Genomic DNA, 15056 nt, shown 5'->3' with positions numbered 1-15056 from the left:
TTACAGGGAGCCGATCACGGGCCGCTACCCCGAGCCTCCGATGAAGCCTCCATTGCCGTTGCCTCCGTTGCCGTTGGTGCCTGGCGGTGTTGTCGACGGACTGATCGTCGGCGTGCTGGTGGGATCGGTGGTGCTTCCGCCGTTGCCGCCATTGCCACCTGTGGTGCCGCAGGTGAAGTCCTGCCACGGATTGCAGGACTGGCTCGGGCTGGGCCCTCCGGACGGGAAGCCGGACGGCGTGCTGGACGGCGTCGAGGACGGGGTACCGGACGGGGTGGCGGTCGGCGACGGCGGCGGGCTGGAGGCGCCGCCGCCCCAGACGGCCTCACCGTCGATGGACTCCGGGTCGGGGAAGGTCTTGAACGGCTCGTCCTTGAGCGCATCCGACATGTACGTCTGCCAGATCTCGGACGGGAAGGACGCACCGTGGATCTTGTCCTGACCGCCGGTGCCGTACATCTCGAGGAACTTGCGCTTCTTGTTCTTCTCGTTGTCGTCGAGGCGGTACATGTCGATGGCGGTCGACAGCTGCGGCGTGTAGCCCACGAACCAGGCCGACTTGTTGCCGTCTGTCGTACCGGTCTTGCCCGCGACCTGGCGGCCGGGAATCCGGGCGTTCTTGCCGGTGCCCTCGCGCTCGTCGACGACGGACCTGAGCACGTCGGTCACATTGCTCGCGACAGCGGTGGTGAAGCGCTGCTTGGGCTTCACCTCGTGCTCGTAGACCGGCTTGCCCTCTTGTTCGACCTTGGTGACGGAGAACGGATCGTTCTGCTTGCCGTTCGCCGCGAAGGTGCCGTAGGCGCCGGCCATGCGAATAGCGCTCGGGGAGGAAATACCGATCGAGAACGACGGGACATTCGACTTGTTCAGGCTGGACTCGAGCAGACCCGCATCGACGGCCGACTGCCTGACCTGCTTGATGCCGATGTCCATGCCGAGCTGCACGAAGGGCGAGTTGGCGGAGTGGACCATGGCTTCACGCAGGTCGATGTCCCCGTACGACTCGCCGCCATCGTTGGTCTGGAGCCACTCCTTTCCCTCCTCGTTGTGCCAGATGGAACCGTCGTAGTCCTTGATCTTGAGCTTGTTCTTGCCGCTGTACCTGCTCTTGTCGGGGTCGACGATCTTGCGCTCGGACGGGCCCTGTTCCTGCCCGAGCTTGGGGTCGCGCACCCCGTCGCGCATCGCCGCGGCCAGGACGAACGGCTTGAACGTCGATCCGACCTGGGCGCCGGTCTCGTTGGCGTTATTGGTGAAGTGCTTGGTCGCGTCCTCACCGCCGTAGATGGCGACGATCGCTCCAGTCTCCGGATCGACCGAGGCACCACCGAACTGGACGTGGGTATCCGTGTCCGGGCGCTTCTTGGGCTTGATGTTGGCGTCCTGGACCTTCTTGACCGCGGCCCTGAGCTTCTTGACCTTCTCCTTCTCGAAGGTCGTGCGGATCGTGTAGCCGCCCTGGGAGAGCTTGTTGGCGTCGATGCCCTGGTCGTTGTTGTTGAGGAAGTAGGACTTGGCGAGGTCCACCAGATATCCGACCTGGCCGCCCAGCTGCGCGTTCTTCGTCGGCTTGTTCGGCATCGGGAAGGCAGTGGGCTTGGGCCGCTTCTCGGGCGAAAGGCGGCTGTCCTTGACCATCTCGTCGAGGATCCAGTTCCAGCGTTCTACGGCCCTGGCCTTGTTGGCATCAGCTGTCGCAGCGGGGTCGATGTCCGTCGAGCCGGCCGGGTCGTAGTAGGTCGCCCCCTTGAGAAGCGAGGCAAGGAATGCGCACTGTCCGGCGTTGAGTTTCTTGGCGTCCACTCCGTAGTACGTACGTGCTGCGGCTTGGATGCCGTAGGCGCCACGTCCGTAGTACGAGGTGTTCAGGTAGCCGGCCATGATTTCCGGCTTCTCCAGGTCCGTGCCGACCCTGATGGAGATGAACAGCTCCTTGAACTTGCGGGTCAGGGTCTGGGACTGGTCGCCCAGCATGGCGTTCTTCACATACTGCTGGGTGATCGTGGAGCCGCCCTGGGTCTGCCCGCCCGTGGCCATGTTCTTCAGGGCCCGTGCGATGCCCATCGGGTCGATGCCCGAGTCATTCTCGAATGTCTTGTTCTCCGCCGAGATCACCGCGTTCTGCATGTCCTTGGGGATCTGATCGATGGGGATGATCTGGCGATTGATCTCACCGCCAGTGGCGGCCATCTGCGAGCCGTCTTCCCAGAGGTAGACGTTGTTCTGCGCCTTGGCGGTCAACTGCGGGTCCGGGACCTCCACCATGGCGTACGCGATGGTCGCCGCGGCCATCAGGCTTCCGACGAAGCCCAGAGTGAGCCCGGTCACCAGCTTCCACGACGGCACCCACCGTCGCCATCCGTACTTGTTGTGGCGCGGATAGTCGATCAGGCGCTTCTTGGAGGGCCGTCCGCCACGACCGCGGCCCGGACCGTCATACCGCCCACCGCCTCCGCCGCGGCGTCCGCCGCCCCGGCCTCCATGACCGGCGCCCGCGCCTTCGTCGACGCGCCTGCGGCTGCCGCCGCGCTGGGCGGCCCGGCGGGCCTCGGCCCGGCTGCCGTACGAACGCTCCTCGCCGTACGAAGCGGAAGGTGATCCCGAAGTGGAACCCCGGGACGGGGCTGCGCGGCGGCCGGAGGGCTGCTGGGCAGCGCGCCTGGACCCGGCACGCCCGCCACCCTGCGGCTGCGGCGGTTTGCGTCGGTGCTCGCTCATCGAACGACTACTCCTCGGGCAGGCGAGACGCCTGGAAGCGGCAGTTGAGTTCCGGTCCCCCCGAAATGAATACGGACCAGCCCCGCGAAGGGCTCATCCGCTGTGCATCCACGACGAGGACGCACACAGGCGTCGCTTGGTTCCCGGTGGTCTGCATGGCGCACATGGCGCACAGACTACGCACGGTCAAAACCCGCCCAGCGCCAAAGTTCCCCCCAAATCAGGCATATCGCCGCCTATGAATTGAGGATGTGACGCCGTTCACCATGGCCCCTCTTGTCGCAGGAGGAACGTCGTTCTATCGTGCTGATGTATCGAGTCGATACATCAGCACGGCATAGGCGACCGAGACGGCGAGGGAGGTAACGGTGAGCAGACGCTCCGGCATCCTTGAGTTCGCCGTGCTCGGTCTGCTCCGTGAGGCCCCCATGCACGGGTATGAGCTGCGGAAACGGCTCAACACCTCGCTGGGAATCTTCCGGGCCTTCAGTTACGGAACGCTCTACCCCTGCCTCAAGACGCTGGTTGCCAACGGCTGGTTGATCGAGGAGCCGGGAAGCGCTCCCGAAGACGCGCTCGCCGCCTCACTCGCAGGGCGCCGAGCCAAGATCGTCTACCGGTTGACGGCAGAAGGTAAGGAGCACTTCGAGGAACTGCTCTCGCACACCGGCCCCGACACCTGGGAGGACGAGCACTTCGCGGCTCGTTTCGCCTTCTTCGGGCAGACGGAGCGCGAGGTGCGGATGCGGGTGCTCGAGGGCCGCCGCAGCCGGCTGGAGGAGCGCCTGGAGAAGATGCGCGCCTCGCTGGCTCGCACCCGCGAGCGCCTCGACGACTACACGCTTGAGCTGCAGCGACACGGAATGGAATCCGTGGAGCGCGAGGTGCGCTGGCTGAACGAGCTCATTGAGAGCGAGCGAGCGGGACGGGATCAGCGACAGCCCGCCCCTGAGAGCTCAGCTCAGCAGGACAACACATCTGGAGAGACGGGCGGCCTGCCCCGGCACAGGGGTGCCGAGTCCTCCGGGGGCACAGCCTCTGGAGGCTTCACCCCGCCGGATCCGTCCGACGACACCGCCAAGTGAAGCGCTGCGATCCGCAGGGTTTCATCCGGAATACCGAGATCACACAGGGAGCAACCGGAATGGGTTCGGTTCGCGTAGCCATCGTCGGCGTGGGCAACTGCGCCGCCTCGCTGGTGCAGGGCGTCGAGTTCTACAAGGACGCCGACCCGGCCGGCAAGGTGCCGGGTCTGATGCACGTCCAGTTCGGCGACTACCACGTCTCTGACGTCGAGTTCGTGGCCGCCTTCGACGTGGACGCCAAGAAGGTCGGCCTCGACCTGGCGGACGCCATCGGCGCCAGCGAGAACAACACCATCAAGATCTGCGACGTGCCGAACACCGGCGTCACCGTGCAGCGCGGACACACCCTGGACGGCCTGGGCAAGTACTACCGCCAGACCATCGAGGAGTCCGCCGAGGCCCCGGTCGACATCGTCCAGATCCTCAAGGACAAGCAGGTCGACGTTCTGGTCTGCTACCTGCCCGTCGGCTCCGAGGACGCTGCGAAGTACTACGCGCAGTGCGCCATCGACGCCAAGGTCGCGTTCGTCAACGCCCTCCCGGTCTTCATCGCCGGTACCAAGGAGTGGGCGGACAAGTTCACCGAGGCGGGCGTCCCGATCGTCGGCGACGACATCAAGTCTCAGGTGGGCGCCACCATCACGCACCGCGTGATGGCGAAGCTCTTCGAGGACCGGGGCGTCATCCTGGACCGCACGATGCAGCTGAACGTCGGCGGCAACATGGACTTCAAGAACATGCTCGAGCGCGAGCGCCTTGAGTCCAAGAAGATCTCCAAGACGCAGGCCGTCACCTCGCAGATCCGTGACCGCGACATGGGCGAGGACAACGTCCACATCGGTCCGTCGGACTACGTGGCCTGGCTCGACGACCGCAAGTGGGCGTACGTCCGCCTCGAGGGCCGTGCCTTCGGCGAGGTGCCCCTGAACCTCGAGTACAAGCTCGAGGTCTGGGACTCCCCGAACTCCGCGGGCATCATCATCGACGCCGTGCGCGCCGCGAAGATCGCCAAGGACCGCGGCATCGGCGGCCCGATCCTCTCCGCGTCCTCGTACTTCATGAAGTCCCCGCCGGTCCAGTACTTCGACGACGAGGCCCGCGAGAACGTCGAGAAGTTCATCAAGGGCGAGGTCGAGCGCTAAGCGTTCAGCTGATCGTCTGCCGAGGGTCCCCGGGTAATCCGCCCGGGGACCCTCGGCTTGTGTGACGCTTGATCGCATGCCTGTCGTACGTGATCTGCGCGTACTCCTGCGCCTTGCCGACTTTCGCCGGCTGCTGACGGTCCGGCTGCTCTCCCAGTCGGCCGACGGCGTCTATCAGGTGGCGCTTGCCACGTACGTGGTGTTCTCCCCGGAGAAACAGACCTCGCCGGCTGCCATCGCCTCGGCCATGGCCGTACTGCTGCTGCCGTACTCCGTGATCGGCCCGTTCGCGGGCGTCCTGCTGGACCGCTGGCAGCGCAGGCAGGTCTTCCTGTACGGGAATCTCCTGCGGGCCGTCCTCGCGAGCGGCACCGCGGTGCTGATCCTCCTCTCCGTACCCGACTGGCTCTTCTACGCCTCGGCCCTCTCCGTCACAGCCGTCAATCGTTTCGTGCTGGCCGGTATCTCCGCCGCGCTGCCGCGGGTCGTCGACGCGGACCGTCTCGTCATGGCCAACTCCCTCTCACCGACAGCGGGCACACTCGCGGCGACCGCGGGCGGCGGACTCGCCTTCGCGGTACGCCTGGTGTCCGAGGACTCCGATGCGGCAGTGGTGATGCTGGGCGCTGTGCTCTATCTCTGCTCGGCGCTTGCCTCGCTGCGGATGGCGCGTGAACTTCTCGGCCCCGACCGACAGTTGGTCCAGCCCCGACTGGGTGCCGCGCTGGCGTCGACGGCACGCGGTCTGGCGGGCGGGCTGCGGCATCTTGCCGAGCGCCGCGCTGCCGCCCGGGTGCTGTTCGCGATGACTCTGATGCGCTTCTGCTACGGCGCCCTGACCGTGATGGTGCTGATGCTGTGCCGGTACGCCTGGTACGAGAACGAGTCGGACGGCCTGGCCCTGCTCGGTGTGGCCATCCTCATCTCGGGCGCCGGGTTCTTCGCAGCGGCGGTGGTGACTCCGTATGCCGTCGGCCGACTCGGCCAGTTCGGCTGGGTAGTGGCGTGCGCGGGAGTGGCAGCCGTCCTCGAACCGGCCCTGGGGCTGCCTTTCGAGCCCGCGCCGATACTGGTCGCCGCATTCATCCTGGGGCTCATCACCCAGGGCGCGAAGATCGCCACGGACACGGTGATCCAGACCTCGGTGGACGACGCCTACCGCGGCAGGCTCTTCTCCCTGTACGACGTGCTGTTCAACGTCGCCTTCGTGGGCGCTGCGGCGATCGCCGCACTGATGCTGCCCCCTGACGGCCGGTCGGTTCAGCTGGTGGTCGTAGTCGCGGTCATCTACGCGGCCGTGGCGGCAACGATGGCCCGTTGGAGGCATGTTGGCCCGGTGATATAGCGTGCCCGCGTCAAAGATCGACGCACACGCCAATCGGGGGACTCCCACATGACCCATCCGCCGCAGCAGGGCCCAGGCGCCTACGGACATCCTGACCCGTACGCACAGCAGCCTCAGCAGCCGTACCCGCCGCAGCCCGGCTACGGATATCCGCAACAGCCGCCCCACCCGCAGCAGCCTCAGCCGGGATACGGGTACCCCCAGCAGCAGCCGACGCAGCCTTTCCCGCCGCAGCAGCAGTGGGGCACCCCGCCGCCTCCGCCGCCCTCTTCCGGACGTGGCGGCCTCGGCATCAAGAACATCCTCAAGATCATCGGCGTCGTCATCGCCCTCATAGTCTTCGCGATCGTCTACTTCACGAGCCAGGACGACGCCGAAAATGCGAAGGTCGGCGACTGCATGCACAACAGCGGCTCGGAGTTCACTCCCGATCTCGAGGTAGTGAAGTGCGGTGACGCGAAGGCCAATTACAAGGTGGTCGAGGTCCACCCCGACACGACCGACCAAAAGCTCTGCCAGGGCAAGTCCGACGTCGGCTACTTCGAGCAGACGCGCGGGGGTCGGCGTAGCTCGGGCAAGCAGTTCGTGCTCTGCCTGAACAAGATCAAGAAGTAGCCAGGGAAGCAGCCGCATACGCCGAGGGGCGATGTTTCACGTGAAACATCGCCCCTCGCTCGTTGATCGGCGCCATGTTTCACGTGAAACATGGCGCCGTTTCACGCTCAGCGCGCGCGCTCGACCTCAGTCGCCCACCAATCCTTCAGTGCTGCGACCGCGGCATCGTGCTCCATCGGCCCGTTCTCCAGGCGCAGCTCCAGCAGGAACGCGTATGCCTTGCCGATCACGGGGCCGGGACCAACACCCAGAATCTCCTGGATCTGATTGCCGTCCAGATCGGGCCGGATCGCGTCCAGCTCCTCCTGCTCCTTCAGCTGCGCAATGCGCTCCTCAAGCCCGTCGTAGGCCCGGGACAGGGCACCAGCCTTCCGCTTATTGCGCGTGGTGCAGTCGGAGCGGGTCAGCTTGTGGAGTCGGTCCAGCAGGGGGCCTGCGTCGCGTACGTACCGTCGGACCGCCGAGTCGGTCCACTCTCCGGTCCCGTAGCCGTGGAACCGCAGATGCAGTTCCACGAGCCGCGAGACGTCCTTGACCATGTCATTGGAGTACTTGAGAGCAGTCATCCGCTTCTTGGTCATCTTCGCGCCCACCACCTCGTGGTGGTGGAAGGAGACCCTGCCGTCCGTCTCGAAGCGCCGGGTGCGCGGCTTTCCGATGTCATGGAGCAGCGCGGCCAGCCGCAGGACCAGATCCGGCCCCTTCTCCTCCAGATCGATGGCTTGATCCAGGACGGTCAGTGAGTGCTCGTACACATCCTTGTGCCGGTGGTGCTCATCACTCTCCAGCCGCAGCGCCGGCAGCTCGGGCAGCACATGGTCGGCCAGGCCGGAGTCGACGAGCAGCCCCAGCCCCTTGCGCGGATGGGCGGAGAGGATCAGCTTGTTCAGCTCGTCGCGCACCCGTTCGGCGGAGACGATCTCGATGCGGTCCGCCATCTCCTTCATCGCGGTGACGACGTCGGGCGCGACCTCGAAGTCCAGCTGCGCGGCAAAGCGAGCGGCCCGCATCATGCGCAGCGGATCGTCGGAGAAGGACTCCTCGGGCGTACCGGGAGTTCTCAAGACACGCTCGGAGAGATCCACCAGACCACCGTGCGGATCGATGAACTCCTTCTCCGGCAGCGCCACGGCCATCGCGTTCACGCTGAAATCGCGCCGTACGAGGTCTTCCTCGATCGAGTCGCCGTACGACACCTCGGGCTTGCGTGACGTCCTGTCGTACGCCTCGGAGCGGTAGGTGGTGACCTCGATCTGGTAGCCCTGCTTCTGGCAGCCCACCGTGCCGAAGGCGATCCCGACTTCCCACACCGTGTCAGCCCACGGACGGATGATCTTGAGTACGTCCTCGGGACGGGCGTCGGTCGTGAAATCCAGGTCATTGCCGAGCCGGCCGAGCAGCGCATCCCGGACCGAGCCGCCGACCAGGGCAAGACTGAACCCGGCCTCCTTGAAACGGCGGGCAAGGTCGTCGGCGACAGGGGACACCCGCAGCAGTTCGCTCACCGCGCGGCGCTGCACGTGACTCAGTGCAGTGGGGTTGTCTTCATTGGCGTTCGGCACAACAGAAAAGGGTACGTGCCCCGGCCGGCCGGAGCGTCCCTGTTTATGGCTGCCCGGCGTCCCATCCGATCTTGTGGGGCACTCCGCGGCACTTCGACACGGCGCACCTCGTTACCATGCGTGGACGCAGGAACCGAGAACCACCACCGGCAGCAGACGACAAGGGACGGGCGAGCGCGTGGCCGAGGCGGCAGACTTCCAGGGGATGAGTCCCTCTCCTGCCCGCCGGTGGCTGCGCCGCACAGCCTCCCTGGTCCTGGGCGCACCGCTTGTGGCCGCCCTGCTGTGCGGTCCACTCACACCGGCCGCACAGGCCGCCGAGGGCGCCTCCGGGTCCCACGGGGTCGATGTGTCTCTCGACACTCTGACGCCGGCCACCCCCGGCAAGAGCGACACGCTCGCGATCTCCGGCACAGTGATCAACAAGGGCAGGCAGACCGTCACCGACGCCGAGATCGATCTACGGGTCGGACCGGTGCTGTCCGGCAGGATCGCCGTCGACCGCGCCGCCGAGCGGAGCGGCAATACGGCGGACCTCGACGCTTCAAAGGTCGACGCCAAATACACGATCAAGGTGCCGAAGCTCATCTCCGGCGTCGGCAGGGACTTCACACTCCATGTCCCGGTCAAAGAGCTGAACCTCGACGACGACGGTGTCTACCAGCTCGGTGTGTACCTCTCGGGCCAGACGGCGGCCGAGCCGTTCGAGAAGGTGCTCGGCGTTGAGCGGACCTTCCTGCCCTGGCAGCCCGACGCGACCGAGAAGAAGACCCAGTTCACCTATCTCTGGCCGCTGATCTCCTCGACCCATCTCACCTCCGAGACCGGGTCGGACGAGCAGCAGACCCCCGTCTTCGAGGACGAGACGCTGGCCACGGAGCTTGCCCCGGGCGGCCGTCTGGAGCAGCTCGTCTCTCTCGGCAGCCAGCTGCCCGTCACCTGGGTCATCGATCCGGACCTGCTGGCCACGGTCGACGCGATGACCAGGAGCTACCAGGTCAAGAGCGGGAGCACCACCGTCCCGGGCAAGAACCAGGCGATCGCCAAGCGCTGGCTGAGCTCCGTCGAGTCCGCCGTCCGGGGCAGCAAGGTCGTCGCCCTGCCGTTCGCCGACCCGGATCTGGCGTCTCTGGCACACCGGGGCAAGAACGTCTCCGGATCCCTGAGCCATCTCCAGCCGGCCACCGAAGTCGCCGAGACGACCGTCGAGACGATCATCCATGCGAAGCCGTCCACCGACTTCGCCTGGCCCGTGGACGGCGCGATCGACTCGTCGATCGTGGATGTAGCCACCTCGGCAGGCGCACACAAGGTGATCGCCCGAAGCGACAGCCTGAGCGACAACCTGTCGTACACGCCCACCGCCGCACGCCCGATCGGCGGCGGCACAACGGCCGTGGTCGCCGACACGCGGCTCTCCATTGCGTTCCAGGGCGACATGATCAAGACGGAGAACTCCACGCTCGCAGTCCAGGAGTTCCTCGCCCAGACGCTGGCGCTGACCCTTCAGGACACCGACAAGCAGCGGAGCATCGTCGTCGCCCCGCAGCGCCAGCCGACCGCGTCCCAGGCGCAGTCCATGGCCCGCGCACTCAAGGCACTCGACGCTCAGCGCTGGACTCAGCCGCTCGATCTGATCGCGGCGGCGGGTGCCGCCCCCGACGCCGATGCCACGACCGATGTGCCCGCCACGTCCCGCTACCCCGATCGGCTACGCAAGCACGAGTTGCCGGTCCAGGCGTTCCAGGACATCCGGGCCACACAGAACACCCTCGACAACTTCAAGGTCATCCTCACCGCGAAGGACCGGGTGGAGACCCCCTTCGGCCGGGCGATCGACCGGGAGATGTCCACTTCGTGGCGCGGCAACCGGGTGGAGGCCCAGCTGTACCGTGACAAGGTGCAGGGCTATCTGCTGAGCCTCACCGACGAGGTGCAGCTGGTCGAGAAGTCGCTCATCACGCTCTCGGGGCGCAGCGCGACGATCCCGGTCACGGTGCAGAACCGGCTGGTCCAGGGGATCGACCATCTGGTGCTGCGGCTCAGGTCGGAAAATCCCACTCGCCTCAACCTCGACGACGACAAGGGCGTCGCGGAGCAGCCGATCAAGGTCGAGGGTGGCCACAGCCAGTCGGTGAAGTTCGCCGCGGCGGCCAACGCCAACGGTCCGGTGCAGATGAGGGCACAACTCTTCACCGAGGACGGCAAGCCTTACGGCGACCCCATGATGTTCACGGTGAAGGTCTCCGAGGTCACCCCCACTGTGATGCTCGTCATCGCCGGCGGCGTCCTGCTGCTCGTCCTCGCAGGGGTCAAGATGTACAGCCAGCGCAAGCGCGCCGCTGCCCGCCAGGCGGCCGCGGAGGACGCGGAGGGTCCCAAGGCCGCCGAGGCCTCGGAGGAATCGGCAGACTCGGACCACACGGACAGCGCAGAGGGCTCGGGCCGAGACATCGACAGCCCCGATCCCGGGCAGCCGAGTGACCCGACACCGGACACCGGACCCGAAAGCGGTGACCCGTCGGGCGCGGGTGAGAAAGTGGACCGTTGAGCGATGTCGTGGCCGGTCGGCCGGGGACGATGAGGTGGGGTGGCAATGAACGCGCCGTACGACGGTGACCGCGGTCAGGGCGCGGGCGGAGACCCGGCAGCCCAGGGTCCTCCGCCGCCCCAGCCTGCCCCGGACCCGTATGCACAGGACCCGTACCTCCAGGACGCCTACGCCCCCGATCCGTACCGGGCGCAGGACCTGTCCGCGCAGGACCCGGTGGCCGAGGCCCTCTACGACCGCGCCTCGCACCCGCCGCCGCCCCCCGGCACCTACCAGGAGCCCCAGCAGCTCTACCAGCAGCCGCCCAGCCCCCAGCACGCTCCGGACCCCCATATTTGGGCGCAGACCCCGCCGCCCGAGCCCTCCGGTCCCTCCCGTCACCTGCCGTACGGGGACGACGCCAGGACCACCCAGTTCACCGGTGTGGACGACCTGGTGACCCGGGCCGGTGAGGAGGAGCCCGAGCCCGACGCCTTCGCCCACCTCTTCCGGGACCAGCAGGACTCGGGCCGGCCGGCTCCGGCCCCCGAGCCGAGCCCGGCGGCTCCCGCGCCCAGAAAGCCCGGCGGCCGGGCCTCCGGCCTGCTGAAGTCCAGTGCGGTGATGGCGGCCGGCACGCTGGTCTCCCGCCTTACCGGTTTCGTACGCAGCCTCGTGATCACCGCGGCTCTCGGTGCCGCTCTCCTCGGCGACACCTTCACCGTCGCGTACACCCTGCCGACGATGATCTACATCCTCACCGTCGGCGGTGGCCTCAACTCCGTCTTCGTCCCGCAGCTGGTGCGCGCGATGAAGAACGACGAGGACGGCGGAGAGGCGTACGCCAACCGTCTGCTGACGCTCGTCATGGTGTCGCTAGCCGCCATCGTCGCCGTCGCGGTCTTCGCGGCCCCGCTGCTGGTCCAGCTGATGTCGGACACCATCGCCGGCAACGAGGCGGCCAACAGCGTCGCTGTCACCTTCGCCCGCTACTGCCTGCCCACGATCTTCTTCATGGGCGTACACGTGGTCATGGGCCAAATCCTCAACGCCCGTGGCAAGTTCGGCGCGATGATGTGGACCCCGGTCCTGAACAACATCGTCATGATCACCACATTCGGCCTCTTCATCTGGGTGTACGGCACCTCCGCCGAGTCGAACATGGGTGTCCAGTCGATCCCGCCGGAGGGAGTCCGGCTGCTGGGTATCGGCACCTTGCTCGGCCTTGTCGTCCAGGCGCTCGCGATGATCCCGTACCTGCGTGAGACGGGATTCCGGTTCCGTCCGCGCTTCGACTGGAAGGGCCACGGCCTCGGCAAGACCGTCAGGCTCGCAAAGTGGACCGTGCTGTTCGTCCTCGCGAACCAGGCGGGTGTGCTGGTCGTCACCCAGCTCGCCACCGCTGCCGGTGAGACCTCCGGCAGGCAGGGCGCGGGCTTCATCGCCTACACCAACGCACAGTTGATCTGGGGCATGCCGCAGGCCATCATCACCGTCTCGGTCATGGCCGCCCTGCTGCCCCGTATCTCTCGTGCCGCCCACGACAACGACCCGGGTGCCGTACGCGACGACATCTCCCAGGGGCTGCGCAACTCGGCGGTCGCGATCGTCCCGGTCGCCTTCGCCTTCCTGGCGCTCGGCGTTCCGATGTCCACACTGCTGTTCTCCTCGAGCGGCCTTGAGGCCGCCCGGGGCATGGGCTTCATCCTTATGGCTTTCGGCCTCGGTCTCATCCCGTATTCCGTGCAGTACGTCGTGCTGCGCGGCTTCTACGCGTACGAGGACACCCGCACGCCCTTCTACAACACGGTCATCGTCGCCGCGGTCAATGCGGCCGCCTCGGCGCTCTGTTACGTGCTCCTGCCCGCCCAGTGGGCCGTGGTCGGCATGGGTGCCTCCTACGGTCTCGCCTACGCGGTCGGCGTGGGCATCGCCTGGCGCCGGCTGAAGAACCGCCTCGGCGGCGATCTGGACGGCGCCCATGTCATGCGTACGTACGCACGTCTGTGCATGGCTTCCGTCCCCGCCGCGGCGGCCGGAGGCGCGGTCGCGTACTTCGTCCTCAAGGGGCTGGGCAGCGGGGCGCTGAGTTCGCTCGCCGCGCTGGTCGGCGGTGGGATCGTGCTGCTGGGCGTCTTCTTCGTCGCTGCGAAGCGGATGCGTATCGATGAACTGAACGCCATGGTCGGCATGGTGCGCGGGCGCCTCGGACGCTAAGAGCGCACCGTCCCGCACAACCATCGTCGGCCGCCGTGTGTCGTGCATAGCGGCCGACTGTGGGCACAATTGGCATGGCTGTTGGATATGCGCAACGGATGGGGAGGCAGGAACGACGGTGGCGGAACGTAGCACGGCTGCCGTCGACGTGGCCGACAACAGCGGAGATGATCCGCTGACCGCGAAGGCGGGCAAGGCCACGACCGACGGGGCGGCGGAATCCCAGGACACGGCGGAGAAGACCGCACCGGACACGGGCAGCGAACGGCAGGGCACCGAACCCACCATCGCCACGCCCGAACTGCACAGTGGTCACAAGCTCGCCAGACGCTACCGACTCGAGGAGTGCGTCACCCGTCTGGACGGTTTCAGCAGCTGGCGTGCGGTCGACGAGAAACTGCGCCGCGCCGTCGGCGTGCATCTGCTCCCCGCCGACCACCCGCGGGCCCGCTCCGTACTCGCGGCGGCCCGCTCCTCGGCACTTCTCGGCGACCCACGCTTCGTACAGGTCCTCGACGCCGTCGAGGAGAACGACCTCGTCTATGTCGTCCATGAGTGGCTTCCTGACGCGACGGAGCTAACCGCTCTGCTCGCCATGGGGCCCATGGAGCCGCATGACGCCTACCAGCTCGTCGACCAGCTGTCCCAGGCCATGGCCGCGGCGCACCGTGAGGGGCTGGCCCACCTCCGGCTCACCCCGGGAGCGGTGCTGCGGAGCTCGACCGGGCAGTACCGAATCCGCGGCTTGGCCGTGAATGCGGCCCTGCGCGGAATCACCGCCGACGGTCCGCAGCGCGCGGACACCGAGGCCATCGGCGCCCTGTTGTACGCGGCGCTGACCCAGCGGTGGCCGTACGAGAACGACGCGTACGGTCTCTCCGGACTGCCCAAGGGCGTCGGGCTCATCGCTCCCGACCAGGTGCGGGCCGGCGTACACCGCGGGCTCTCCGAGCTCGCCATGCGCGCTCTGGTCAACGACGGCGCCACGGCCTCCCGCCAGGAGCCGCCCTGCACCACACCGGACGAGCTGGCGAAGGCCGTCGCGGCGATGCCCCGCATCCGCCCACCGGAGCCTGCGTTCACCTCCCCGCCCGAGTACCAGCGGACCACGTACCAGCAGGGCGCTTACGGCCGCCCTGCGCCCCGTCCCGGCCCCGCGGCAACCCAGACGGTGGCCGCCCCGCCGCCACCGCTCCAGAGCCGCACGGGCAGGGTCCTCAAGTGGACCGTGGCCGCGCTGCTCATCGCCGCACTGGGGCTGGGCAGCTGGCAGATCGCCGACAAGCTGATCGGCCGCGACAAGGACCCGGTCGACCCGGGCACCTCACAGTCGAACAGCGGCGAGAAGAACACCGAGGACAAGTCCGGTAAGCCGGTCGACATCACCGGCGCGCGGGACTTCGACCCGCTCGGGGACCAGTCCGAGAAACCTGACGGAATAAAGAACAGTTTCGACGGCAACCCGTCGACGTTCTGGACCACCGACGGTTACAAGGGCACCGGGGACTTTGGGCATCTGAAGTCAGGTGTCGGCATCATTCTGGACCTGGGCAAGGTCCAACAGGTCGGCACCGTGGATGTCTCCTTCCTCGGTGGCGACACATCCGTGGAACTGCGGGCAGCGGCAGAGGATGCCTCGTCCGAGCCGACAACCCTCGACGGCTTCACAAAGGTCGCCGACGGATCCGGTTCGAATGTGTCTCTCAAGCCCGGCAAGCCGGTGCAGGCACGGTACGTTCTGGTCTGGCTGACCAATCTTCCGCAGAGCGACGAGGGCAACTTCCGGGGCAAGGTCTCGGAAATCAAGATCACCAGCTGACGGCACCAGGGGAGGGGGCT

The 15056-nt window shown here is 67.1% G+C and carries 9 protein-coding genes; 7 read left to right on the top strand and 2 right to left on the bottom strand.

Annotated elements, in window-relative coordinates; all coding sequences use genetic code 11:
• Nucleotides 1-24: 24 nt before the first annotated feature.
• A complete protein-coding gene (locus OG905_RS20330; RefSeq protein WP_328674354.1) occupies nt 25-2721 on the bottom strand; it encodes a transglycosylase domain-containing protein in 2697 nt (898 codons plus the stop codon).
• A gap of 368 nt (nt 2722-3089) precedes the next feature.
• On the opposite strand from OG905_RS20330, the gene OG905_RS20325 reads away from it, so the two are divergent.
• The 4 genes from OG905_RS20325 (at nt 3090) to OG905_RS20310 (ending at nt 6908) form a co-directional block, all read left to right on the top strand.
• On the top strand, nt 3090-3806 hold the full coding sequence (locus tag OG905_RS20325; protein WP_328674353.1) for a PadR family transcriptional regulator: 717 nt from the start codon (nt 3090-3092) through the stop codon (nt 3804-3806).
• 59 nt (nt 3807-3865) lie between these two features.
• Nucleotides 3866-4948, top strand: a complete 1083-nt coding sequence (locus OG905_RS20320) for an inositol-3-phosphate synthase (protein WP_328674351.1) — start codon at nt 3866-3868, stop codon at nt 4946-4948.
• 76 nt (nt 4949-5024) lie between these two features.
• Entirely contained in the window at nt 5025-6293 is a 1269-nt protein-coding gene (locus OG905_RS20315) for an MFS transporter (protein ID WP_328674349.1), read from the top strand.
• Between the two features lie 48 nt (nt 6294-6341).
• Nucleotides 6342-6908 carry an LppU/SCO3897 family protein gene (locus OG905_RS20310; protein WP_328674347.1) on the top strand — a complete coding sequence of 189 codons (567 nt, stop codon included), beginning with the start codon at nt 6342-6344 and terminating at the stop codon, nt 6906-6908.
• Between the two features lie 107 nt (nt 6909-7015).
• On the opposite strand, the gene OG905_RS20305 is transcribed toward OG905_RS20310, so the two are convergent.
• Nucleotides 7016-8470: a CCA tRNA nucleotidyltransferase gene (locus OG905_RS20305; RefSeq protein ID WP_328674345.1), complete on the bottom strand. Its 1455-nt coding sequence runs from the start codon at nt 8468-8470 to the stop codon at nt 7016-7018.
• Between the two features lie 178 nt (nt 8471-8648).
• Here OG905_RS20305 and OG905_RS20300 point away from each other — a divergent pair, with 178 nt between their 5' ends.
• The 3 genes from OG905_RS20300 (at nt 8649) to OG905_RS20290 (ending at nt 15036) form a co-directional block, all read left to right on the top strand.
• Entirely contained in the window at nt 8649-11021 is a 2373-nt protein-coding gene (locus OG905_RS20300; protein WP_328674343.1) for a DUF6049 family protein, read from the top strand.
• A gap of 45 nt (nt 11022-11066) precedes the next feature.
• Complete coding sequence (murJ, locus tag OG905_RS20295; protein ID WP_328674341.1) at nt 11067-13217, top strand: murein biosynthesis integral membrane protein MurJ; 2151 nt, start codon at nt 11067-11069, stop codon at nt 13215-13217.
• Between the two features lie 118 nt (nt 13218-13335).
• A complete protein-coding gene (locus OG905_RS20290) occupies nt 13336-15036 on the top strand; it encodes a protein kinase family protein (RefSeq protein WP_328674339.1) in 1701 nt (566 codons plus the stop codon).
• The last annotated feature ends 20 nt before the right edge of the window (nt 15037-15056 follow it).

The organism is Streptomyces sp. NBC_00322 (genome assembly GCF_036147535.1).
In the GTDB taxonomy this organism is placed as follows: Bacteria; Actinomycetota; Actinomycetes; order Streptomycetales; family Streptomycetaceae; genus Streptomyces.
This window is presented reverse-complemented; position numbering and strand designations above follow the sequence as displayed.